Here is a 23244-nt window from a genome sequence, read left to right as displayed (position 1 = left end):
GAGCCGAACCGATGACGGCCCCGGTGCCTGCCCCCGGCGGACTCGCCGGGCACCTGGACGGCTTCGTCCGCGCCGTGCGCGAAGCCGGCATCCCCGTCGGGATCAGCCAGGCGGTCGACGCGGCCGAGATCCTCACCGTGGTCGATCTGCTCGACCGCGAACAGCTGCGGCACGGGCTGGCGGCGGTCCTGCTGCAGCGCGCGGCGCAGCGGCCGACCTACGACGTCCTCTTCGACCTCTGGTGGCCGCTGTCCGACCGGCCGGCTGCGTCCGGGTCGGATCCGGACGAGCCCGAGGAACCCGGCGGCTCGACGCTGGACGTGCCCGGTGGGGACGACGCCGACCTGGCGCAGCTCATGCGCGAGCAGCTCCTCCAGCTGCTGGTGGACGGCGACGAGGAGGCGCTGCGCCGGTTCGCCCGCCAGGCCGTCGAGCTGCTCGGTCGCGGCCAGCCCTCGCCGTCGGGGCAGTCGTACTTCAGCTACCGGGTGCTGCGGGCGCTGTCGCCGGACACGCTGGTCTCCCAACTGCTCGCGGGGCTGCTGGCCGAGGGCGACCGAAGCGGTCTGGCCGAGCGGGTCGCGCGGCAGGCGGTGCGGGAGCGGCTGGCCGCCTTCCGTGCCGCGATCGAGGCCGAGGTGCGTCGGCGGACGGCGGCGGAGAAGGGCCGGGAGAAGGTCGCGAAGAACGCCGTCCGCCCGCTTGCCGACCAGGTGGACTTCCTGCGGGCGCAGTCCGCCGACCTCGCCGAGCTGCGGCGGGCGGTGGCCCCGCTGGCCCGGCGACTGGCCGTGCGGCTGTCCGCGCGGCGGCGCCTGGGCCGGGAGGGCCGCCTGGACTTCCGCAGGACGGTGCGCGCGTCACTGGGCACCGGCGGCGTGCCGGTGGTGACCCACCACCGCCCGCGCAAGGTCCACAAGCCGGAGCTGGTCGTGCTGTGCGACGTCAGCGGTTCGGTGGCCGGGTTCAGCCACTTCACCTTGATGCTCACGCAGGCGCTGCGCGAGCACTTCACCGGCGTGCGGGCGTTCGCCTTCGTCGACACCACCGACGAGGTGACGCGGTTCTTCCGCCCCGGGGCCGACGTGATCGACGCCGTCGCCCGCATCGGCCGGGAGGCCGACGTCGTCGGCTTCGACGGGCACAGCGACTACGGCACCGCCTTCGACGTGTTCGCCGACCGGTGGGCGTCGGCGGTCGGGCCGAAGACGTCGCTGCTGGTGCTCGGCGACGGGCGGACCAACTACCGCCCCCGGGCGTGCCGGTGCTGGCCGAGCTGGTCCGCCGGTCGCGGTCCGCGCACTGGCTCAACCCGGAGCCGCGGCGGTCATGGGGGAGCGGTGACTCGGCGGCCGACCGGTACGGCGAGGTCATCGACATGGTGGAGTGCCGCAACGCCGTCCAGTTGTCGGAGTTCATCACGACCCTGTGAGGTGCACGTCGTCGACCTGTTCCCTTGTCGACGCCGCGTCCTGTCGACACCGCGTCCTGTCGACACGTCGCCTCGTCGACCGGAGGCCTCGCTCCGGTGCCGTCGGGCGCATCGTGCGAAGTTCCGGTGCGCAGCCGTAACCGAACCGGTATTCATCCGTTGGGCAGCGCGGTGCCGGGGCGTCAGCCCCGACATCTCCGGAGACGCTCAGCGCCTCCGGAGGCTGCGACCGGCTGCACGGGGAGCCGGTCGCGGCGATCCGTCGTCCCCGCTGAGGGGCCGCTGGGCTCGCCGGCCGGAGCCGGTCCCTCACGGGGCCGGCTCCGGTATGCCCGGATACGCTCGCCCGGTGGCAGGCGGCCGGATCGGGATCATGGGCGGGACGTTCGATCCCGTCCACCACGGTCACCTGGTCGCCGCCAGCGAGGTCGCCGGCCTCTTCGGTCTGGACGAGGTCGTCTTCGTGCCGACCGGCCAACCGTGGCAGAAGACCGAGCGGGCGGTCAGCCCTCCCGAGGACCGCTACCTCATGACGGTCATCGCGACCGCCTCCAATCCGCGCTTCTCGGTCAGCCGGGTCGACATCGACCGCGGCGGGCCCACCTACACGATCGACACGCTCACCGACCTGAGCCGGCAGCGTCCCGACGCCGACCTGTTCTTCATCACCGGCGCCGATGCGCTCGGTCAGATCCTGACCTGGCGCGACAACGAGCAGCTGTTCCAGCTCGCGCACTTCATCGGCGTCACCCGGCCCGGCTTCCATCTCGCGGACGCGCACCTGCCCGAGGGCGCGGTCAGCCTGGTCGAGGTGCCCGCGCTGGCGATCAGCTCCAGCGACTGCCGTGACCGGGTCGGGCGCGGGATGCCGATCTGGTACCTCGTGCCGGACGGCGTGGTGCAGTACATCGAGAAGCGCGGGCTCTACCGCTCCGGCCCCCGTCGAGGGCCGACCGACACCGCCCGCCACACCGACACACATCTCCAGGAGGTACCCCGATGACCGCCTCGGCCGAGGCGCGGGACACCGCGCTGCTCGCCGCGCAGGCGGCTGCGGACAAGCTCGCCACCGACGTGTCGATCGTCGACGTCAGCGACCGGCTCGCGATCACCGACGCGTTCGTGCTGGCCTCGGCGCCGAACGAGCGCCAGGTGCAGTCGATCGTCGACGAGGTGGAGGAGCGGCTGCGCGAGCACGGCATCAGGCCGGTGCGACGCGAGGGCGTCGCCGAGGCGCGCTGGGTCCTGCTCGACTTCGTCGACGTCGTCGTGCACGTCCAGCACGCGGAGGAGCGCGCGTACTACGCGCTCGAGCGGCTCTGGAAGGACTGCCCGACCATCCCCTTCTCCGATCGTGCCCGGCCGGCGCCGGCTGACGAGGGCACGACCGGGCAGTGACCGGCCCAGGGCTGCCTCCGCTGGCCGTGCCGCGGCTCATCCTCTGGCGCCACGGCCGGACCGAGTGGAACGCCAGCGGTCGGTTCCAGGGGCAGCTCGACCCGCCGCTCGACGAGGAGGGCCGCCACCAGGCCGCGCTCGCGGCGCCGCACCTCGTGGCCGGCGGCTTGACCCCCGGCGAGACGATCGTGATCTCCAGCGACCTGAGCCGGGCCGCGGAGACCGCCGCGACGCTGACGGCGCTGCTCGGTGTGCCGCTGCACCTCGACCCGCGCCTGCGTGAGCACGGCATGGGCTGCTGGGAGGGGCTGACCCGCGCCGAGGTGGCGCAGAGGTTCCCCGAGCAGTACGCCGACTGGATGGCCGGCCGGACCGTGCGTGGCCGGGGCGGCGAAGAGCCGGCAGCCGTGGCCGAGCGGGCCCTGGCCGCGCTGGCCACCCTCCCGGAGGCCCCCGTCGCGGTCGTCGTCACCCACGGGGGCACCGCAGGCCGGCTCATGGAGCGGTTGCTGGGTCTCGGGCCGGACCACCGGCGGATGTTCGGGCCGCTGGCCAACTGCGCGTGGAGCGAGCTGGTGGCGCATGGCGGCCGCTGGCGGATCGTGCGGCACAACAGCACGGTGCTCCAGCTGCCGGAGATCGCCGCCGAGAGTGTCCCCACCCCGGGGCCGGCCCTCCGTGTGGTGCGGGACGCCACCGACGGTGGGGGAACACCGGACGACGCGCCACCACCTGCCTCCGACGCGGACGCGGTGCTCTGACATCGCGGCCCGCGCGCCGTCGGCTGCGTCCCCGCGGGATCGGCGGCGCAGCGGGTTAGCCTCGCCGGATGTCCGTCGTCGTCGTCACCGATTCGTCGGCGTATCTGCCCGATGAATTGGTCGACGGGTACGGCATCCACGTCGTCCCGCTGTACGTCGTGCTCGCCGGCCGGTCGGGGCGGGAGGGCTGGGACATCAGCCCGGCCGACGTCGCCGGCGCGCTGGCCGTGCGGGGCCAGCACGTGTCGACGTCCCGGCCGACGCCCGGGGACTTCGTGGCGGCCTACCGGCGGGCGCTGGACGAGGGGGCCGAGCGTCTGGTCTCGATCCACCTGTCGGCGGAGCTCTCCGGGACCTGGGACGCCGCACGGCTGGCCGCATCGCAGGTCGGCGAGCACATCGTCACCGTCATCGACTCCAAGTCGGCGGCGATGGGCACCGGGTTCGCCGTGCTGGCGGCCGCCCGCTCCGCCGCCGCCGGTGCCGACGCCGCGGCGGTCGCGGAGTCGGCCCGCTCGACGGCGGCGGGCACCCGCACCCTCTTCGTGGTGGACACCCTCGAGCATCTCCGGCGAGGCGGGCGGATCGGCTCGGCAGCGACGTTGTTCGGCTCGGCGCTCGCCGTGAAGCCGGTGCTGCACGTCGTCGACGGCCGCGTCGTCCCGCTCGAGAAGGTGCGGACCTCGGCGCGTGCCCTCAACCGGCTGGTCCAGCGGGTCGTCGATGCCGCCGCCGACGGGCCGGTGTCGGTGGCGGTGCACCACCTCGCCGCCGAGGAGCGGGCGGAGCGGCTGGCGTCGGAGATCCGGGCGCGCGTGCCCTCGCTGCGCGAGCTCCACGTCAGCGAACTGGGCGCCGCGATCGGCGCGCACGTCGGACCGGGAGCGGTGGGCGCGGTGGTCGCACCGTTCTGGCAGGACCCGCTGGACGACCCGCTGCAACGCTGATCGGACCGCTCGGACGCGGTCGAGACGCACGGCATGGTGGGGGAGACTTCGCGAACCGAGCGGCCTGAGTCCGCTGGTCCTCTCCCGACGAGTGGGTGCGCCGGGTGCCCATTCTGGCGCGTCGAATGCTCAGTGCGCGCACCCGCTGGGGGCCGGGGCGCCCGACGTGTCGGCGTGACGGCCTCGCAGAGGGATCGGGCCCCGCGGCGGTGCCGAGCATGCACAGGCATCATCACTGTCCACAGATCTCCACGGAGGCCGTGGCGACGCCGACGAGCGACTGACGATCCGTCGGTGCGCCTCTCCTCCCGACGCAGCGACGACGCCGACGTGATCCGCGCCCGCCTGCGGGTGCTCCTGGACGAGCGCACCAGCATCGGGGGCTGGTTGCCGGACGACGACTGGCTCCCGGACGACGACCGCGTGACCGTGCCCCCGCCCGACGAGGGCGACGAGCCCGGCCCGCCGTTGCCCAATCTCGGGCGCCATCGCGCCCCCGATGCAGTGGTCCGCTGGAACCCCGGCCGGCCGGCGGCACGGTCGCTCTGGATCGCCGGTCTCCTCGCCGCCTGCCTGCTCGTCGCCTGGACCTGGCTGCAGCGGCCGACGGTCGAGCCCGTCGGCGACGCCACTCCGGCCGTCAGCGAGCCGGCCCCCTCGGCGACGCCGGTGGGGGAGGCGGCCGACGCCTCCAGCACCGTCGTCGTCTCTGTGGTGGGGCTCGTGGCCAGCCCCGGCCTGGTCACCCTGCCCACCGGCGCCCGGATCGCCGACGCGGTCCAGGCCGCGGGCGGACTCCTGCCGGACGCCGACCCGGCGTCGGTGAACCTGGCGGCCGTGGTCGCCGACGGGCAGCAGGTCGTCGTCGGCCTCCCGGGAGCTGGCCCAGCGGGGCCTGCTCCAGCAGGGGCCGGGCCCGCCGCAGGAGGCGTGGTCAACCTGAACACGGCGGGCGTCGCGGAACTGGACGCCCTGCCGGGCATCGGGCCCGTGCTCGCGCAGCGGATCGTCGACCACCGCACGGCGGAGGGGCCGTTCACCAGCGTCGACCAGCTGGACGACGTACCGGGCATCGGCCCCACGATCGCCGCCGAGCTCGCCGACCTGGTGGGCGTGTGACCACCGCGAGGGACGCGGCGCGCTGGTCCTGGGTCGACCTCCGCCTCGCCCCGGTGGCGGCCGCCGTCTGGGTCACCAGCCTCGTCGCGCCCTGGACGACCGCCGGTGTCCTGTCCGCCGCCGCGGTCACCGCGACGATCGTGGCGGCCCCCCTGGCCCGGCGTCGGACCGCGGCCGCCACGATGGCCCTGGCGGTGCTGGCCGGCGTCGCCGTCACGTCGACGGCGGCCGCGGTCCGGCACGCGACGAGGGCCGACTCCCCCCTCGGTGCGGTCGAGGGCACGGCTGTCGTCGACCTCGAGCTCGACGGGGATCCGCACCTGCTGACCGGCGGCGGCGAGCCGCGCGTCGTGGTCGACGCAACCGTGACGGCCGTCCTCGACGAGCCGGTCGTGCACCGGCTGCACGCAACGGTGGTGCTGTTCGCCTCGGCTCGCGAGTGGCGGACGCTGCTTCCCGGGCAGCAGGTGCGGGTGCGGGTGAAGGTGGCGCCGCCGGAGCCTGGGGACGACGTCGTCGCCGTCCTCTCGGCTCGCGGGCCGCCCGCCGTCGTCGGCGAGCCACCGTGGGTGCAGCGGGTCGCGGGAGCGGTGCGGGACGACCTGTCGGACAGCGCGGCGAGGGTGCTCGCACCGCGGCCGGCGGGTCTGCTGCCGGGCCTGGTCGTCGGCGACACCCGCGCCATGGACCCGGTGCTCGAGGAGGACTTCCGCAGCGCCGGCCTGGCTCATCTCACCGCGGTGTCTGGTGCCAACGTCGCGATCGTCCTCGCCGGGGTCCTCTGGCCGCTGCGCCGCCGGGCGGTCGACCGACGGGTCCAGGCGGTCGTGGCGACGTTGGCGCTGGTCGGCTTCGTGGTGCTCGCCCGGCCCAGCCCGAGCGTGGTGCGCGCTGCCGCCATGGGCGCGGTGACGCTCGTGGCGCTGGCGACCGGCCGACCGCGGGTGGCGCTGCCGGCCCTGGGGGCCGCGGTGTGCGTCCTGCTGCTCATCGACCCGAGCCTGGCGCGGGATCCGGGCTTCGTCCTGTCCGTCGCGGCGACGGCCGGCATCGTCGTGCTGGCGCCGGGCTGGTCGCGGAGGCTCCGCGAGTCACGGTGCTGGCCGCCCGTGGCCGACGCACTGGCGGTCAGCGCCGCGGCCGGACTGGTGACCGCGCCGGTCGTCGCCGGCCTGTCCGGCACGGTGAGCCTGGTGTCGCTGCCGGCCAACCTGCTGGCGGCGCCCGCCGTCCCGGCGGCCACCGTCCTCGGGCTGGCGGGCGCGCTGCTGTCCGTGCCGTCTCCGTGGCTCGGCGACGGTCTGGTGTGGCTGGCCGGCTGGCCCGCGCGCTGGCTCGTCGCGGTCGCCGAGCGCTCGGCCGACCTCCCCGACGCCGTGACGGGCTGGCCGGCCGGAACACCCGGCGCCGCGTTGCTGACGGTGCTGCTGGCCCTGGCCGGGTGGCTGCTGTGGCGGTTCGGCCGGCTGCGCCCGCTGGCGCTGGCCGCGCTGGTCGGTCTGGTCGCGGTCGGCTGGCCGATGCGACAGGCCGTGCGTGGCTGGCCGCCGCCGCAGACCGTGCTGGTCGCCTGCGACGTCGGGCAGGGGGATGCGCTCGTGCTGCCGACCGGGACGCGGGCCGGGATCCTCGTCGACGCCGGCCCGGACGTGGCGGCGGTGGATCGCTGCCTGGAGCGGCTCGGCATCGACATCCTGCCCCTCGTGGTGCTGTCCCACCTCGACGCCGACCACGTCGGGGGCTGGCGGGTGCGCTCGGCGGCCGGGACGTCGGGGTGGTCGCCACGGGCACGCTGTCGCCCGCCGACGAGCGCGTCGATGACCTCCGTCGCGCGGTCCGGGCCCACGGAGCCGAGTGGGAGGTGCTCGTCCCCGGCGACCGCCGGACGATCGGTCCCGCCGCGATCGACGTGCTCGCCCCCGATCCGGCGCGGGCGACCGCCGGGGCCGAGCCCAACGACCTGTCCCTGGTCGCGCGGATCACCGTCTCCGGCATCCGGATCCTGTTCACCGGAGACCTGAGCGCCGACGCGGAGGCCCGACTGCTGCGCGCCGGCATCGACCTGCGGGCCGACGTCCTCAAGGTCCCCCACCACGGCAGCGGCGACGCCGACCCGGAGTTCCTCGCCGCCAGCGGTGCCCGCGCCGCCTTGATCTCCGTCGGCGCCGACAACACCTACGGCCATCCCGCCCGCAGGCTGCTCGACTGGCTGGCACTGGCCGGCATGCGGGTCCACCGCACGGACCAGGACGGCGATCTGGCGATCGCGGGTTCCGCGGAGGAGTGGGGAGTCGCCGCCCGCGGCGGCGGGAGGAGCAGGGAAGGTCGTACCCGCGTGACACGATGCAGGGGTGCCGGCCGCTCCCGTCGAACCCACCTCCCGCCTGCGCGTGGTGATGGGGGAGGAGGAGCTGCTCCGCTCCCGCGCCGTCTCGGCGGTCCGCACCGCCGTGCTCGCCCGCCACGAGGAGGCGGAGGTCCACGAGCTGCAGGCCGCGGGCCTCCCGGTCGGCGAGCTCGCCGACGTGCTCGCCCCCTCGCTGTTCGGCGGGCACCGCCTGGTGGTCGTCAGCGGCGTCCACGAGTGCGCCGCCGCGCTGGCCGATGCGCTGATCGGCTACGCGAAGGACCCCGATCCCGACCTGACGCTGGTGATCGTCCACTTCGGCGGCAAGCGGAACGAGGCCCTGGTCAAGGCCTTCACCGCCGCGGGTGCCGCCGTCGACGAGTGCCTGAAGATCACCTCGGCGGGCGACCGCGGGGCATTCGTGCGCAACGAGGTCCGCTCCGCGGGCGGCCGGATCACCGCCGACGCCGTCGTCGCTCTCGTCGACGCGATCGGCGCCGACCTCCGCCAGCTCTCGGCCGCGGCCACCCAGCTGGTGTCCGACTTCGGCGGCACCGTCGACGCCGACGCGGTGGCCCGGTTCCACCAGGGCCAGGCGGAGGTCAGCGGTTTCACCGTCGCCGAGCGGGTGTTGCTCGGCGACCGCGCCGGCTCCATCGAGATGCTGCGCTGGGCCCTCGAGCGCGGGGTGGCCCACGTGCTCATCGCCGACGCCATCGCCGACGGGGTGCGCACCGCCGCCCGGGTGGCCGCGCTGAGTTCCACGAACCCCGGCGAGCTGGCGCGGGTGCTCAAGATGCCGCCGTGGAAGGTCAAGAAGGCCCAGGCGCAGTCGCGCGGCTGGAGCATCGACGGCCTGCAGCAGGCGATCGGCGTGGCCGCCGACCTCAACGCCGACGTCAAGGGCGCGGCAGCCAGCGCCGACTACGCGCTCGAGCGCGCTGTCCGGCGGATCGTCACCATCCGCGCCGAGACCGGCCGCGGCCGGCCCGCCCGTACCGGCCGCTGACCGCCCCCTGAACAGCGACGAGCCCCCGACCCGAGAGGGACGGGGGCTCGTTCACGCCGCGCGGGGCGCGGAGCGCCGACTCAGAGGCCGGCGGTCAGCTTCGCCAGACCCGACTTGCGGTTGGCAGCCTGGTTCTTGTGGATGACGCCCTTGCTCGCGGCCTTGTCCAGCGCCTTCGCGGCGACCTGGAAGGCGGTGGTGGCAGCGGCGGCGTCCCCGGACTCGGCAGCCGTGCGGACGCGCCGGACCGCCGTCTTCAGGGCGGACTTGACGGCAACGTTGCGCTGGCGCGCCTTCTCGTTGGTCTTGATCCGCTTCTTCTGGGACTTGATGTTCGCCACGCGTGAGCCTCGGTGTCTCGCAGGAGGGGAGTACTTCTGACAGTGCGTCCGGGCGCAGCGCAACCAGCGCCGTACCGGCGGACCGGTCTGCCAAGATACCAGCGTCGATCGACCGAGCCCAACCCGCGGTCGGGGCGACCCTCAGCACACCGTCTGCCCACGGTCGCCCGGCCCGGACGGCCGGCGTGGGACGATGGCTGCACTGTGACGACTCCTGCCACCACCGATCCGGCCCGCATCCGGAACTTCTGCATCATCGCCCACATCGACCACGGCAAGTCGACGTTGGCCGACCGGATGCTCGAGGTCACCGGGATCATCGAGGCACGGCAGATGCGCGCCCAGTACCTCGACCGCATGGACATCGAGCGCGAGCGCGGCATCACGATCAAGGCGCAGAACGTGCGCCTGCCGTGGACGCCGAAGAGCGGCGGCCACGAGGGCACCGACCACGTCCTCCACATGATCGACACCCCGGGACACGTCGACTTCACCTACGAGGTGTCCCGGTCGCTGGCCGCCTGCGAGGGCGCCGTCCTGCTGGTCGACGCCGCACAGGGCATCGAGGCCCAGACCCTGGCCAACCTGTACCTGGCCATGGAGAACGACCTCACGATCATCCCGGTGCTCAACAAGATCGACCTGCCGGCCGCGCAGCCCGAGAAGTACGCCGCGGAGATCGCGCACATCATCGGCTGCGACCCCGACGAGGTCCTGCGGGTCAGCGGCAAGACCGGCGAAGGCGTGCCCGAGCTGCTCGACGCCATCGTCGACCAGATCCCCGCCCCGGTCGGCGACGCCGGCGGCCCGGCCCGCGCGATGATCTTCGACTCGGTCTACGACATCTACCGGGGCGTCATCACCTACGTCCGGGTCGTCGACGGGCGCATCTCCGCGCGCGACCGGATCAAGATGATGTCGACCGGCGCCACGCACGAGCTGCTCGAGATCGGGGTGATCAGCCCCGAGCCCAAGCCGGTCGAGAGCCTCGGCGTCGGCGAGGTCGGCTACTTCATCACCGGCGTGAAGGACGTCCGCCAGTCCCGCGTCGGCGACACCGTCACGCTGCAGCACAAGCCGGCCGCGGAGTCGCTCGGCGGCTACCGCGACCCGAAGCCGATGGTCTACTCCGGCCTCTACCCGATCGACGGCAGCGAGTACCCGCTGCTCCGCGAGGCGCTGGACAAGCTGCTGCTCAACGACGCCGCGCTCACCTACGAGCCGGAGACGTCGGCGGCCCTGGGCTTCGGCTTCCGCGTCGGCTTCCTCGGCCTGCTGCACCTGGAGATCGTCCGCGAGCGCCTGGAGCGCGAGGCCGGCATCAGCCTGATCTCCACCGCCCCCAACGTCGTGTACCGGGTGGTCATGGAGGACGGCTCCGAGCTCACGGTGACCAACCCCAGCGACTGGCCCGAGGGCAAGATCGACAAGGTCTTCGAGCCGGTCGTCAGCGCGACGATCATCGCCCCGAGCGACTACACCGGCGCGATCATGGAGCTCTGCCAGAGCCGCCGCGGCCAGCTGGGCGGCATGGACTACCTGAGCGAGTCCCGCGTCGAGCTGCGCTACACGCTGCCCCTCGGCGAGATCATCTTCGACTTCTTCGACGCCCTGAAGTCCCGCACCCGCGGCTACGCCAGTCTCGACTACGCCGAGGCCGGCGAGCAGGAGTCGTCACTGGTCAAGGTGGACATCCTGCTGCAGGGCGAGGCCGTCGACGCGTTCAGCGCGATCGTGCACAAGGACAAGGCCTACAGCTACGGCGTGATGATGGCCGGCAAGCTGCGCGAGCTCATCCCGCGGCAGCAGTTCGAGGTGCCCATCCAGGCGGCCGTCGGTTCCCGGGTCATCGCCCGGGAGACCGTCCGCGCCATCCGCAAGGACGTCCTCGCCAAGTGCTACGGCGGTGACATCACCCGCAAGCGGAAGCTGCTGGAGAAGCAGAAGGAGGGCAAGAAGCGGATGAAGATGGTCGGCCGCGTCGAGGTCCCCCAGGAGGCCTTCGTGGCCGCGCTCTCCACCAACGAGTCCACCGCGTCGAAGAAGTGAGCGGCAGCGACCGAAATCGCGGTTCCGGTCGCTCGGGGGTCCTCGAGGCGGTCTGCGTCTCCGGTCCCCGCCCCATCCGGCTGCCACGCGCGGGGGACACGACCAGCGCCATCGACAAGCGGCCGGTCGCCGGCCGGGTCGCCGTCCACCCGCTCGGCCTGGACGGAGACGTGCAGGTCAACCGCACGTGGCACGGCGGGGAGGGGCAGGCCCTGTACGCCTACGCCCAGGAGGACGCCGACTGGTGGGCCGCCGAGCTCGACCGCGAGCTCCCGCCCGGCCGCTTCGGCGAGAACCTGCGGATCAGCGGCCTCGACCTCACCGGCGCCGTCCTCGGCGAGCGGTGGCGTATCGGGAGCGTCCTCGCCGAGGTCACCGCGCCCCGCACGCCGTGCGCCAAGCTCCAGGCGCACTGGGGCGTCCCGCGGCTGATCAAGCGGTTCACCGAGCACGGCGCGAGTGGCGCCTACCTGCGCGTGCTCGCGACCGGCGACATCGGCGCCGGCGACCGCATCGAGGTCCTCGAGCGGCCCCACCACGGCCTGACCATCGGGCTGGCCTTCCGCGCGTTCACCACGGAGCGCCACCGGCTGGCCGACCTCGCACCGGCCCGCGAGGCGTTGCCCGTCCGCAACCGGCCGAAGGTCGACGCGGCGGTCGCCGAACGGCTCGGCGCGCAGGTCTGACCACCGGTCAGTGCAGCCACGGCGCGTAGGACAGCCCCACCACCAGCCCCTCGCCCGACTGCAGCCGGGCGACCGCCTGGCCCCACGGCTCCGTCCGCGCGCCGTGCAGCAGGTCGAACCCGCGGCTGGTCAGCTCCGCCGCTCCCGCGGACACCGCGTCGGCGTCCGCCAGCTCGAACTCGATGCTGGCCTGCGGTACCGGCCGGTCGGCCGGCCAGCTCTCCGTGCCGAAGCAGGCCCGCGCCGCCTCGGCGAGCGGCCACACCCCGAAGTGCTTGCTGCCCTCGATGCGCTCGCTGGCGAAGTACTCGCCGTCCAGCCGCTCGAGGGGCAGCCCCAGCGCCTCGACGTAGAGCCGCCGGCTCGCCGCGGGATCAGGGGCGATGACGCTGACGCTGGCGACGAAGAGCACGTCCATGCCCCACCCTGGCACCGGTCACCCGCGCGGAGGGACGTCGTCGGCGCCTGCGCCGCGGTGCTGCGGAGACGCGCTACTGTCCGCCGCGGTACGCCGGGGCCGCCCGGCCGACGGGGAGGTCGTCACATGTCGCTGCGCCGTACGGGCGGCTCGCTGCTCGCCATGGCCGTGTTCGCCGTCCCGGTGCTCGCCGGCTGCGGCGGCAGCGACGAGCCGGAGGAGTCGGCGGCCGACCTGCTGGCGCGCGCCAAGACGGTGCTCGACGACGCCAGCAGCGCGCACTTCGTCCTCGACAGCGAGGGCGCGCCCGAGTCCGGCACCCTGCTCGTCGGTGGCGAGGGCGACATCGCCCGTCCGGCGTCGTTCGCGGGCACGCTGAAGGTGCTCGCACTCGGCGCCACCCTCGACCTCGAGGTGGTGTCGGTCGACGGCACGGTGTACGCCCAGCTGCCGTTCACCTCCGGCTTCAGCGTCGTCGACCCGGCCCAGTTCGGGTTCGGCGACCCGGGCGCGCTGCTCGACGAGCAGACCGGCATCAGCCAGCTGCTCGCCGAGGCCGATTCGGCCGAGCTGGGGGAGGAGCGCCGGGTGGGCGGTGAGGTGGTCCGCGAGGTGACCGCCGAGCTGCCCGGGGCGCTGGTCGAGCAGATCCTGACCAGCGAGGACCCGAGCAGGCCCGTGCGGGCCCGCTTCTCCATCGCCACGGAGACCGGCGAGCTGCGCCGGGCCGAGCTGACCGGGCCGTTCTTCGCGGCCGAGGACGACGCGACCTACACCCTCGAGCTGAGCGACTTCGGTGCCGATGTCGAGATCACCGCGCCACCCACCGGCTGAGCGCGCGTCGCAGGCCGGCGCCGTCCCGGGGCTGCCCGCCGTCGTCCTGGCCACCCTCGCCGTGCTGGTCACCGCGGCCGACACCTACGTCGTCGTCCTGGCGCTGCCCGACATCCTCACCGGGGTCGGCGTCAGCCTCGACGAGCTGCAGCGGGCCACGCCGATCGTCGGCGGCTTCCTGCTCGGCTACACGGCGACGCTGCCGCTGCTGGGCCGGCTGGCCGACCTGCGGGGCCGCGTCCCCGTCCTGATCGGCTGCCTGCTGCTGTTCGCCGTCGGCTCCCTGCTCACCGCCACCGCCGACTCCCTCGGCCCGGCGGTCCTCGGCCGCGGCCTGCAGGGCATCGGCGCCGGAGGGCTGGTGCCCGCGACGCTCGCGCTGGTCGCCGACCGGTGGCCGCCGGAGCGCCGCTCGGTGCCGCTCGGGGTGGTCGGCGCGGTGCAGGAGGGCGGTGCCGTGCTCGGCCCGCTGGCCGGGGCGGCGGTCCTCGCGGTGGCCGACTGGCGGGCGATCTTCTGGCTCAACCTGCTGCTCGGCCTCGGCCTGGCGGTCGGCGTCGTGGCCACCGGCCGTGTCCGCCGCCCCGACCCGGTCGGCCTGGGGCTGGCGGTCGTGGCCGCGCTCGCGCTCGGCCTCCAGCTGGCCGAGCCGGCGCAACTGGCAGAGGACGTCACCCTCGGCCTGCTGTACGTGCCGGTCGCCGAGCCCTTGGAGTGGACGACGCCGCTGCTGCTGGTCGGCGCGGTCGCCACGCTGGCCCTGGTCGCCCGAAGCCTGTCGACTCCCGACGGCGCCGTCCTGCCCCTGCGAGGCGTGCGGCGCCTGGCGACCGAGGTCGACCTGCTGGGCTCCGCGCTCGTCGTGGTCGCCCTCGGCTCGCTGGTCTGGGCGTTCGCCGCGGCCGACACGTCGCGCCAGGTCGTCGCCCACGGCCCCGTCCTGCTGCCGGTGGCGGTCGCCGCTGCCGTGGTGTTCATCTGGCACGAGCGCCGCACCCCCCGGCCGGTCCTGCCGCTGCACGCGCTGCGGCCGGTCGGGGCGTGGGGCGCCCTGCTGGTCAACCTGCTCGTCGGCGTGGCGCTGGTCGCCGCCCTGGTCGACATCCCGCTCTTCGCCCGCAGCACCACGACACCCGGCGACCAGCTCGGTGCCGCGCTGGTGCTGCTGCGGTTGCTGATCGCGGTCCCGATCGGTGCCGTGGCGGGCGGCTGGCTCTGCCGGGTGGTGGCGCCGCGGCTGGTGGCGGCCGCCGGGATGGCCCTGGCCGCGGCCGCCTTCGTGGCGATGGCCCGCTGGGACGCCGACTCCCTCGACGGCGGGTGGTCGACGGTCGTGCTGCTGGCCGCGGGCCTCGGCTTCGGGCTCGCCATCGCGCCGGTCAACGCCGTCCTGCTGGCGGTCACCGAGTCGGAGGTGCACGGCAGCGCCAGTGCTCTGGCCGTCGTCGCCCGCACCGTCGGGATGCTCACCGGGCTCTCCCTGCTGACCGCCGTCGCCCTCCGGCGGTTCAACGCGGAGATCGCGGCCGCGGGCAGTCCGCTGGAGCTGTGCCCGCGGACGCCGTCGGACTGCGCGCCGTACGACGCGGCGGTCGACTCGGCGATCCTCACGCAGCTGCACACGGTCTTCGTGGGTGCGGCTGTCGCCGCAGCTCTGGCGGCCCTCGCCGCGCTGGTGCTGCTCCGGTCGGGCCGGACGACCGCCGTCGGACGCTGACCGCTCCCGAAACCGGGTCCGCTCGTCTACGGTCCCCGCGAGGGAGGCCGGGTGGAGACCGAGCAGTTGCGGATCAACCTGCTGGGTCCGTGCACGGCCACGTCCGGCGGCGTTCCGCTGGACCTGGGCGGGCCTCGGCAGCGCGCCGTGCTCGCCGTCCTCGTGATCGCGCGCGGCGAGGTCGTGCCGGTCGAGCGCCTGACCGACGCGGTGTGGGGTGCGGGCCCTCCGGCGGATCCCGCCGCCGCGCTCCAGGCCTACGTGTCGCACCTGCGGCGACGGCTGCACCCGGGCAGCGCGGCCCGCACCCGGGCGTCGGTCGTCGTCAGCGAGGGCCGCGGGTACTCCGTCCGTCTGCCGCCGGACGCCGTCGACGTGTGGCGCTTCGAGCGGCTGGTCGAGCGCGCCGGGACGGCGGACGGGCCGGCAGGCGCGGCCGACCTGCTCACCGAGGCGCTGCGGCTCTGGCACGGGCCCCCGCTGGCCGACTGGGCCGACGAGCCATGGGCCGAGGCCGAGATCGCCCGGCTGCTCGAGCTGCGCGCGGCGGCGCGGGAACAGCTCATGGCCGCGCGCCTGGCGCTCGGCGAGTCGGCGATGCTCGTCGCCGACCTCGAGGCCATGGTGGCCGAGGAGCCGCTGCGCGAGGAGCGCTGGCGACTCCTGGCGTTGGCTCTCTACCGGGCGCATCGGCAGGCCGATGCGCTCGGCGCCCTCCGCCGGGCCCGCAGCACACTCGCCGACGAGCTGGGCGTCGACCCCGGACCCGCCCTCCGTGAGCTGGAGGGGCAGGTGCTCGCCCACTCACCCGCTCTCGCCGTACCCGCCCAGCGGTCCCGCGCTCCCGAGCCGCCGCCTTCCCGGCCCGCCGCGGTCGCACCGGAGGACCTGCTCGACCGCGACCGGGAGATGCGCGCCGTCCGCGCCGCCCTCGACGACCTCGCGGGCGGCGGCCCTGGCCTGCTGCTGATCGAGGGGCCGGCCGGCATCGGCAAGACCCGGCTGCTCACCGAGGCCCGGCGGCTGGCCGGCGAGCGCGGGATGCGCGTGCTGACCGCCAGGGGCAGCCAGCTGGAGAAGTCGTTCGGCTTCGGCGCGGTCCGCCAGCTGTTCGAGCCGGAGCTGGCCACCGCCGAGCACCGGGAGGCGCTGCTCGCCGGGGCCGCCGCCAGCGCGCGCACGGTGTTCGACCTGGCGCCGGGGGAGTCGCCCGACGGGTCGTTCGCCGTCCTGCACGGGCTGTACTGGCTGGCGGTGAACCTCGCCGCGGACGGTCCGCTGGTGCTGGCGGTGGACGACCTGCAGTGGTGCGACAGTGCGTCGCTGCGGTGGCTGGCGTACCTGGCCCGCCGGCTGGACGCCGTCCCCGTTCTCGTCGTGGGCACCGTCCGCACCGGTGAGCAGCACCCCGACGAGGAGCTGCTCGCCGAGCTGTCGGTGGAGCCGTCCGCGGCCGTCGTACGGCCGGCCGCCCTGACGCCGGAGGCGACCGCGGACCTGGTCGAGCGCCGGCTCGGGGGCCGGTCTCGCCGCTGTTCGCCCTTGCCTGCCACCGCACCACGTCGGGCAACCCGCTGCTGCTGCGCCAGCTGCTGCGCGGCCTCGAGGCCGACGGCGTGCGTCCCGACGCGGCGCACGCGGACGTGGTCGTCGCCGTCGGCTCGCGGGCCGTCTCCAGCATGGTGCTCATGCGGCTGCGCCGGCTCCCGGGCGCGGCGGCCGACGTGGCGCGGGCGGCCGCCGTCCTGGGGGACGGCGCGTCGCTGCCGACCGTCGCCGCCCTCGCCGGACTGCCGGAGGCGGAGACCGCCATCGGGCTGGCGTCGCTGGCCCGCTGCGAGATCGTCAAGGACGAGCAGCCGATGGCGTTCGTGCACCCCCTCGTGCGGGACGCCGTGTACCGCGACCTGCCCGCCGCCGAGCGCGCGCTCCGCCACGAGCGGGCGGCGCAGCTGCTGCGGACGGCGGGGGCCAGCGACGAGCAGGTCGCCGCCCATCTGCTGCTCGCACCGACCAGGGGCGACCCCGCCACCGTCGAGGTGCTGCGCCGGGCGGCGCGGACGGCGGCCGAGCGGGGCGCCTCCGACAGCGCCGTCACGCTGCTGCGCCGGGCGCTGGACGAGCTGCCCGCCGGGAAGCTCCGCTGCGCCGTGCTGACCCAGCTCGGCATGACCGAGTCGCTCATCGACGGAGCCGCCAGCACCGAGCACCTGCTGCAGGCCTACGCGCTCACCGAGCAGCCGCGCGCACGGGCCACCATCGCCGTCGCCATCGCCCGCACCGAGGTGTTCGCCAGCCCGCCGGGCGTGGCATCGGCCTTCGCGCGCGAGGCGGCCCGCACCCTCCCGCCGGAGCTCGGCGACCACCGCCAGGCGCTGCTGGCCATCGAGCGCACCGGTGGCTACATGCACGGCCTGGAGCGCGAGGTCTGGGGCCGGACCGAACCGCCCGCTCCGGACGGCACCGGGCCCGGCGCCCAGATGCTGGCCGCCACCCTGTCGTTCGAGGCGACCATCGACGGCGTCGACCGCGCCCGGGCGATCGCGCTGGCCCGCTTCGCGCTCGACGGCGACCGGCTCTGGAAAGTCGACAACGGGCTGTTCTGGGTGGTCGCCGCCAACGTCCGCATGCTCTCCGACGACGACCTCGGCGACTTCTGGGCACGCGCCCGCACCGAGGCGCACGCCCGGGGCTCGCTGTTCATGGTGATGTCGGTCAGCCTGTGGGAGGGCTACTGGCACTGGCGGCGCGGCGAGCTCGACCAGGCACTGGAGTGCCTCACCGCGGCGCTCGACCAGGACCGGATGTGGGGCGGTTCGGGCATCGGCGAGCCCTACACGCGCTCGTTCCAGATCGGCTGCCACCTCGACCGCGGCGACGTCGCCACGGCCCGCCGGGTCGCCGACGCCGCGCTGCGGGGACCGGCGCTGGGGGAGGGCGGCCGGCTGCTGCGGCACGCCATCGCCCGGCTGCTCGCCGTCGAGGGCCGGCCCGCCGAGGCCCTCGCCCTGCTCGACGACATCCCCATGCCCGTGCCGGTGCGCAATCCGGTGTGGAACCCGTGGTTGACCACCGCGGCGATCTCGCTCGACCGGCTGGGCCGCACCGACGAGGCCGTCGCGCTCATGCAGGAGGAGGTGGACCGGCTGCGGCGGTGGGGCGCGCCGACCTACCTGGGGACGGCGCTGTGCCGGCTGGGCGAGCTGCGCGGCCCCGACGGGCTCGACGAGGTGCGCGAGGCGGTCGAGGTGCTCACGCCCACCTACGCAGCGGTGGAGCTGGCGCGTGCCCGCTGCATGCTGGGGTTGCGCCCGCAGGTGGCCGACGACGAGGCGGTCGACCTGCTGCGCGCCGCACTCGAGACGGCCCTGGACCGCGGCGCTCTCGGCCTCCAGCGGCGAGCGCGCAAGGGACTGGCGCTGCGCGGTCGCCCCGACGAGAGCGGCAGGGACGCGCAGCGCTGCCCCACGACCACCGAGCGCCGGATCGTCGAACTGGCCGCCACGGGCCTCGGCGTCCGCGACGTGGCGCAGCGGCTCTTCCTGACGCCCGGCACGGTGCAGGCCGTGCTGGAGTCCGCGTCGGCTGACGGCTGGTCCGGGAACGGCCTCAAGTTGTCCTCAAGTGCACCGGTCGATCCTCGGTCACCGGTGACCGGGAGGACCCCGTGACGACGCAGCAGGACATGACAACGGCACAGCCGAGGAGCGCATCCCGCGCCGAAGCGCTGCGCGGGCTGTGCGGCGGCTCGGTGCAGCTGCCCGGCGACCCCGCCTACGACATGGCGCGCTCCCTGTGGAACCTCCAGATGCGCGACGACCCGGCAGCGGTCTGCTATCCGGCCTTCCCCGAGGAGGTCGCGGAGGTACTGCTCGCGTCGGCGGCCGCGGGGCTGCGGGTCGCCGCGCAGGGCACCGGCCACGGCGCCCCGCCGCTGGAGGGCCGGCTCGGGAACGCGGTGCTGCTGCGCACGTCGGCGATGACCGGGCTGGAGATCGATCCCGACCGCCGCACCGTCCGCGCCGCCGCCGGCGTGCTGTGGGGCGACCTCACCGACGCGGCGGGCCGGCACGGGCTGGCCGCGCGCCATCCGTCGTCACCGGACGTCGGAGTGGTCGGATACACCCTCGGCGGCGGCATCGGCTGGTACGCGCGCAAGCTGGGCCTGCAGTGCAACGCGGTCACCGCGGCCGAGCTGGTGCTGGCCGACGGCAGCTTCGTGCGCGCGACCCCCGACCACGACGCCGAGCTGTTCTGGGCCCTGCGCGGGGGCGCGGCGCCGCTGGGTGTGGTGACCGCCATGGAGTTCGACCTGTTCCCGCTCGAGACCGTCGTCGCCGGGCACCTCACCTGGGACTGGACCGCGGTCGAGCGGGTGCTGCCCGCCTGGGTGGCCTGGTGCGCGGACGCCCCGGAGGACGCCACCACGGCGTTCCGGCTCCTCGATGTGCCCGAGGACCCGGTGGTCCCGGCCGAGCTGCGCGGACGGCGGATCGCGATGATCGACGGCGCGGTCCTCGGCGACGACCGGGCCGCCGACGAGGTGCTCGCGCCGCTGCGGGCGCTCGACCCTGAGTTCGACACCGTCGCGCGCGTGCCGGCGTCGTCCCTCGTGCGCCTGCACCTCGATCCCGAGGGCCCGACCCCGGCCTACGCCAGCAGCACGCTGGTCTCCGGCCTGCCAGACGAGGCGATCGGCCGGATGCTCGACGCGGTCGGCCCGGGGTCCGGCACCCGGCTGGCCGCCGCGGAGCTGCGCCAGCTGGGGGGTGCGCTCGCCCGCCCCGACCCCGACGGCGGTGCGCTGGACGCGCTCGACGGCTCGTTCCTCGCTCTGGGGCTCGGCCTCGGCGGCGGGGACGACCGGCACTGGGCGCGGCAGCGCGCGGATGCCGCCCGGTTCCTGGCCGCGGTCGAGCCGTGGGCGACCGGCCGGCAGTACCTGCCGATGCTCGACGACCGCACCGACACCCGGAAGGTCTTCCCGCCCGGCGTGCACGCCCGGCTGTCCGCCGTCCGCCGGGCCGCGGACCCCGGCAACCTCTTCCTGGCTCCGCACGATCCCGGGGGAGCTGACGCCGGGTCAGGCCGCCGAATCAGGCCGCCAGGGCCTCGGTCAGGTCGCGCCGCAGATCCGTGGGGTCGACGCCGCGTTCGGCGAGCACCTGCATGGCCAGGCCCTCGCCCTCGCGGAGGAGCCCCAGCGCGATGTGGACATCGGTGATGCGCTTGCACTTCAGCGCCAACGCCTCGCGCAGGGAGAGCTCGAGCACCTTCTTCGCCCGCCGGCTGAAGGGCAGGTGCGCGTCGCGTCGCGGGCTGCCCCGGTCGAGCGCGCCCGGCCCGAAAGTGGCCTCCACGCTGCTGCGGACGGCGTCCAGGTCGATGCCCAAGGTGGTCAGCGCGTCGGCGTCCAGGTCGTCCCGCGGAACGCGGGCCGCGACCGACTCGGCCACCGAGTCGTGCGTCAGCCCGTGTCGGCCGAGGACGGCGCCGGTGAGCGTGCCGGGCTCGGCGAGCATCGCCAGCAGCAGGTGCTCGGTGCCGACGACGCCCTGCGAGAGCCGCCGGGCCTCCTCCTGGGCTCCGACCACCGTCTGCCTGGCTGCCGTCGTAAAGCGTTCGAACATGTCAGTCCTTCCGCCGCCGGAGCGGCCCTCGGCCGCTCGCGTACTTCTTGTGCACCGCCTGCCGGCTGACGCCGAGGAGCTGGGCGATCTGGTCCCAGGTCCAGCCCTGGTCGCGGGCGTTGCCCACCTGGAGCGCCTCGAGCCGCTCGACGAGGACCCGGAGCGAGCGGACCGCCTTCAGCCCGACGGCCGGGTCCTTGCTGCTGGCGGCGGAGGCCACCTGCGTCGTGTCCGCCATGGCTGTCAACCTAAGTTGCAATCGGGTCCCTGTCAACATCGGTTGACAGGGTGCCCACGTGGTCGTTGCAGTCGGCGCGATCAGGCGGGGGAGTGGACCTCGCAGTGGGTCACGATGGTCTCGCGGTCCACCAGCCAGCGGTCGTCCTCGGGGTAGAAGACGGCCCGGGAGACGTCGTCGCCGGCGAACCCGCGGACGACGTCGATCGAGTCCCGGAAGCTGAGGGTCAGGATCTCGGTGCGGCCGTCGTCCAGCTCGCGGGTGAGCAGGTGGGCGCCCCGGTTTCCCGGCGGCCGGCGGTAGTGCGCCATGCCGGTCTCCGCGACGTACGCGACGTAGGTGTCGCGGGCCCCCTGCAGGGTCCCGCCGCGAGCCTGCGAGCGGTGGAGGGCAGGGGTGTTCTCACAGGGTGAAGACGATCTTCCCGGCCGTGCGGCCCTCGAGCATCCGCTCGAAGCCCTCCCGCGCCCGGTCCAGCGGCAGCTCGACGTCGATCTCGGGCCGGATGCCGGTCACGCGGCACAGCTCGATCAGGTCCTCGAGCTCGCCGCGGGTGCCCATGGTCGAGCCGATGACCGACAGCTGGGTGAAGAACACCCGGTTCAGCTCGGCGCCCGGGTTGAAGCCGGTCGTCGCACCGGAGGTCACGAGCACGCCACCGGGCTTGAGCGACTTGATGCTGTGCGACCACGTGGCCTCGCCGACGGTCTCCATGACGCCGTCGACCCGGGTCGGCAGCCGGGCGCCGGTCTCGAACGCCTGGTCGGCCCCCAGCGCGAGCGCGGCGGCCCGCTTCTCCTCGCTCCGGCCGGTCACCCAGATCCGGTAGCCCGCGGCGCGGCCCAGCACGATGAGGGCCGTGGCGACGCCGCCGCTCGCGCCCTGCACGAGCACGGTCTGCCCCGGGCGGAGCCCGGACTTCACGAACAGCATCCGGTAGGCGGTCAGCCACGCGGTGGGCAGGCAGGCGGCCTCGGCGAAGGACAGCTCGGTGGGCTTGGGCAGCACGTTCCGCTTCGGGACGGCGACCTTCTCGGCCATCGTGCCCTGGTGCAGCTCGGAGAACAGGGTCCGCTTCGGGTCGAGCGTCTCGTCGCCCGTCCAGCCCTCGGTGGCGACCACCCCGTGGACGACGACCTCGTTGCCGTCCTCGTCGAGCCCGGCGGCGTCGGTGCCCAGGATCATCGGCATCCGCTCCTGCGGCAGCCCGATGCCCTGCAGGCTGAACAGGTCGTGGTGGTTGAGCGAGACGGCCTTCACCCGGACGGTCGTCCAGCCGTCGGGAACGTCGGGCTCGGGGCGGTCACCGACCTCGAGGACGGAGAGCGGGTCCTTCGGGGCGGGCGTGGAGACGAAGGCGGCGAGCATGATCGCGACGTTAGGTCACGCTCGGCGGACCGGCGACACCGCGGTCGGGGCGGTCCCTAGGCTGGCGGGAGTGATCATGCGGCGCCGTCCGGTCGGCCAGATCCTCGACGCCGGTACTCGCGCCTGGGTTCGGCTGACCGGGCGACGGGTGGACCTGGACCGGAACGGCTGGCTCGGGGGCCCCACCGGCGACCTCGCCCGCGTGGACGACGCCTGGCTGGCCGACGAGGTGGCCCGGCGCAGCGGCCGGTTTCGCGACGACGACGGGGACACCGGGCTGCTGCCGTCCATGGCGCTGCTCGACGGTCCCGGCTTCGACGCGGCGAAGCTGCGGCCGGAGGTCCGCGACTTCTACGAGCACACAGCACGGTGGCGGCTCCAGGTCTGGACGCAGTGGTCGCCGGTCGCCTGGCCGCTCGGGTGGCTCGTCTCGGTCGTCTTCGCCCGCCGGCTGCAGCAGCTGAGCCTGCCGCTGCGCCCGCTGCAGGCCGCCCACGGCATGAGCAGCGAGGTCCGCTCGGTCGTCGACGCCGACGGAACGGTGCTCGGCACCTCCTGGCACCGCCGACTGCGTTCGACCGGAGAGACCGTCTTCAGCGGCTGGTACGGGGTCGACGCCCTTCCGGGCGCCGACCGCCCCAGCATCCGGGTGGTCTTCCCACTGCCGAACGGCCGGCTGGTGGTGCTGCTCCGGCCGGAGGTGGCGGCCGACGGCGCGTTGCTCCTGACGTCCACGCAGGGGCGCTGGGGCGACGAGGGCGCATACCTCGTCGTGCAGCCGCCGGGCCGCTCACGGGGCTGGGCGCGGCGCACCCCGGTCCACGAGCGGTTCCGGGTGTTCGTGGACGACGAGGGCGTGCTGCGCACCGACCACCGGATCGACCTCTGGCGGCTGCCGGTGCTGCGGCTGCACTACCGTCTGGACCGCACCGACGCCTGAACGTCCGGCT

19 protein-coding genes and 2 pseudogenes are annotated in these 23244 nt (G+C 74.8%); 15 read left to right on the top strand and 6 right to left on the bottom strand.

The window, feature by feature from the left end:
- The first annotated feature begins 11 nt into the window (after nt 1–11).
- The 7 genes from nadD to holA all read left to right on the top strand — a co-directional run bounded on the left by nadD (nt 12) and on the right by holA (nt 9013).
- Nucleotides 12–2435: a nicotinate-nucleotide adenylyltransferase gene (gene nadD / locus MVA48_RS08175; protein WP_246987714.1), complete on the top strand. Its 2424-nt coding sequence runs from the start codon at nt 12–14 to the stop codon at nt 2433–2435.
- Complete coding sequence (gene rsfS / locus MVA48_RS08170; protein ID WP_246987712.1) at nt 2432–2830, top strand: ribosome silencing factor; 399 nt, start codon at nt 2432–2434, stop codon at nt 2828–2830. The genes nadD and rsfS overlap by 4 nt, the downstream gene beginning before the upstream one ends.
- The gene (locus MVA48_RS08165; protein WP_246987710.1) at nt 2827–3591 is read left to right on the top strand and encodes a histidine phosphatase family protein; all 765 of its coding nucleotides are present in this window, start codon (nt 2827–2829) and stop codon (nt 3589–3591) included. Before rsfS ends, MVA48_RS08165 begins: the two co-directional genes overlap by 4 nt.
- 68 nt (nt 3592–3659) lie before the next feature.
- Complete coding sequence (locus MVA48_RS08160; protein WP_246987708.1) at nt 3660–4538, top strand: DegV family protein; 879 nt, start codon at nt 3660–3662, stop codon at nt 4536–4538.
- A gap of 294 nt (nt 4539–4832) precedes the next feature.
- Complete coding sequence (locus MVA48_RS08155) at nt 4833–5657, top strand: ComEA family DNA-binding protein (RefSeq protein ID WP_246987706.1); 825 nt, start codon at nt 4833–4835, stop codon at nt 5655–5657.
- Nucleotides 5654–7678, top strand: a complete 2025-nt coding sequence (locus tag MVA48_RS08150; protein WP_246987704.1) for a ComEC/Rec2 family competence protein — start codon at nt 5654–5656, stop codon at nt 7676–7678. The genes MVA48_RS08155 and MVA48_RS08150 overlap by 4 nt, the downstream gene beginning before the upstream one ends.
- A 330-nt stretch (nt 7679–8008) precedes the next feature.
- Entirely contained in the window at nt 8009–9013 is a 1005-nt protein-coding gene (gene holA / locus MVA48_RS08145) for a DNA polymerase III subunit delta (protein ID WP_246987702.1), read from the top strand.
- A gap of 80 nt (nt 9014–9093) precedes the next feature.
- On the opposite strand, the gene rpsT is transcribed toward holA, so the two are convergent.
- On the bottom strand, nt 9094–9354 hold the full coding sequence (gene rpsT, locus MVA48_RS08140) for a 30S ribosomal protein S20 (RefSeq protein WP_246987700.1): 261 nt from the start codon (nt 9352–9354) through the stop codon (nt 9094–9096).
- Nucleotides 9355–9558: 204 nt separating this feature from the next.
- On the opposite strand from rpsT, the gene lepA reads away from it, so the two are divergent.
- The gene (gene lepA, locus MVA48_RS08135) at nt 9559–11403 is read left to right on the top strand and encodes a translation elongation factor 4 (protein WP_246987698.1); all 1845 of its coding nucleotides are present in this window, start codon (nt 9559–9561) and stop codon (nt 11401–11403) included.
- Nucleotides 11400–11909 (top strand): annotated as a pseudogene (locus MVA48_RS08130) (MOSC domain-containing protein); the annotation flags it as partial. The gene lepA and the pseudogene MVA48_RS08130, both read left to right, overlap by 4 nt.
- Nucleotides 11910–12096: 187 nt before the next feature.
- Here the strand turns inward: MVA48_RS08130 and MVA48_RS08125 are convergent.
- On the bottom strand, nt 12097–12507 hold the full coding sequence (locus tag MVA48_RS08125) for a VOC family protein (RefSeq protein ID WP_246987687.1): 411 nt from the start codon (nt 12505–12507) through the stop codon (nt 12097–12099).
- A gap of 126 nt (nt 12508–12633) precedes the next feature.
- Between MVA48_RS08125 and MVA48_RS08120 the strand changes: the two genes are divergently transcribed.
- Genes MVA48_RS08120 through MVA48_RS08100 form a run of 5 tightly spaced genes read left to right on the top strand, consistent with a single transcriptional unit; the run spans nt 12634 to nt 20282 of the window.
- Nucleotides 12634–13341: an LppX_LprAFG lipoprotein gene (locus MVA48_RS08120; protein ID WP_246987685.1), complete on the top strand. Its 708-nt coding sequence runs from the start codon at nt 12634–12636 to the stop codon at nt 13339–13341.
- Nucleotides 13310–15058, top strand: a complete 1749-nt coding sequence (locus MVA48_RS08115) for an MFS transporter (RefSeq protein ID WP_246987677.1) — start codon at nt 13310–13312, stop codon at nt 15056–15058. The genes MVA48_RS08120 and MVA48_RS08115 overlap by 32 nt, the downstream gene beginning before the upstream one ends.
- Nucleotides 15059–15109: 51 nt before the next feature.
- The gene (locus MVA48_RS08110; protein WP_256461137.1) at nt 15110–17215 is read left to right on the top strand and encodes a BTAD domain-containing putative transcriptional regulator; all 2106 of its coding nucleotides are present in this window, start codon (nt 15110–15112) and stop codon (nt 17213–17215) included.
- Nucleotides 17098–18729 (top strand): hypothetical protein, encoded by a 1632-nt coding sequence (locus MVA48_RS08105; protein ID WP_246987673.1) that lies wholly within the window; start codon nt 17098–17100, stop codon nt 18727–18729. Before MVA48_RS08110 ends, MVA48_RS08105 begins: the two co-directional genes overlap by 118 nt.
- Nucleotides 18726–20282 carry an FAD-binding oxidoreductase gene (locus MVA48_RS08100; protein ID WP_246987671.1) on the top strand — a complete coding sequence of 519 codons (1557 nt, stop codon included), beginning with the start codon at nt 18726–18728 and terminating at the stop codon, nt 20280–20282. Before MVA48_RS08105 ends, MVA48_RS08100 begins: the two co-directional genes overlap by 4 nt.
- On the opposite strand, the pseudogene MVA48_RS08095 reads toward MVA48_RS08100, so the two are convergent.
- From MVA48_RS08095 to MVA48_RS08080, 4 genes and pseudogenes are all read right to left on the bottom strand, one after another.
- A pseudogene (locus MVA48_RS08095) lies at nt 20224–20688 on the bottom strand (Clp protease N-terminal domain-containing protein); the annotation flags it as partial. The gene MVA48_RS08100 and the pseudogene MVA48_RS08095 sit on opposite strands and share 59 nt — an antisense overlap.
- A 1-nt stretch (nt 20689) precedes the next feature.
- Nucleotides 20690–20926: a helix-turn-helix domain-containing protein gene (locus tag MVA48_RS08090; RefSeq protein WP_246987669.1), complete on the bottom strand. Its 237-nt coding sequence runs from the start codon at nt 20924–20926 to the stop codon at nt 20690–20692.
- A gap of 80 nt (nt 20927–21006) precedes the next feature.
- Nucleotides 21007–21237, bottom strand: coding sequence for a hypothetical protein (locus tag MVA48_RS08085; RefSeq protein ID WP_246987667.1), 231 nt, complete (start codon nt 21235–21237; stop codon nt 21007–21009).
- Nucleotides 21238–21328: 91 nt separating this feature from the next.
- Entirely contained in the window at nt 21329–22294 is a 966-nt protein-coding gene (locus MVA48_RS08080; RefSeq protein WP_246987665.1) for a zinc-binding dehydrogenase, read from the bottom strand.
- A gap of 76 nt (nt 22295–22370) precedes the next feature.
- On the opposite strand from MVA48_RS08080, the gene MVA48_RS08075 reads away from it, so the two are divergent.
- Nucleotides 22371–23234 carry a hypothetical protein gene (locus MVA48_RS08075; RefSeq protein WP_246987663.1) on the top strand — a complete coding sequence of 288 codons (864 nt, stop codon included), beginning with the start codon at nt 22371–22373 and terminating at the stop codon, nt 23232–23234.
- Nucleotides 23235–23244: the final 10 nt, after the last annotated feature.

Source organism: Blastococcus sp. PRF04-17 (assembly GCF_023016265.1).
In the GTDB taxonomy this organism is placed as follows: Bacteria; Actinomycetota; Actinomycetes; order Mycobacteriales; family Geodermatophilaceae; genus Blastococcus_B.
This window is presented reverse-complemented; position numbering and strand designations above follow the sequence as displayed.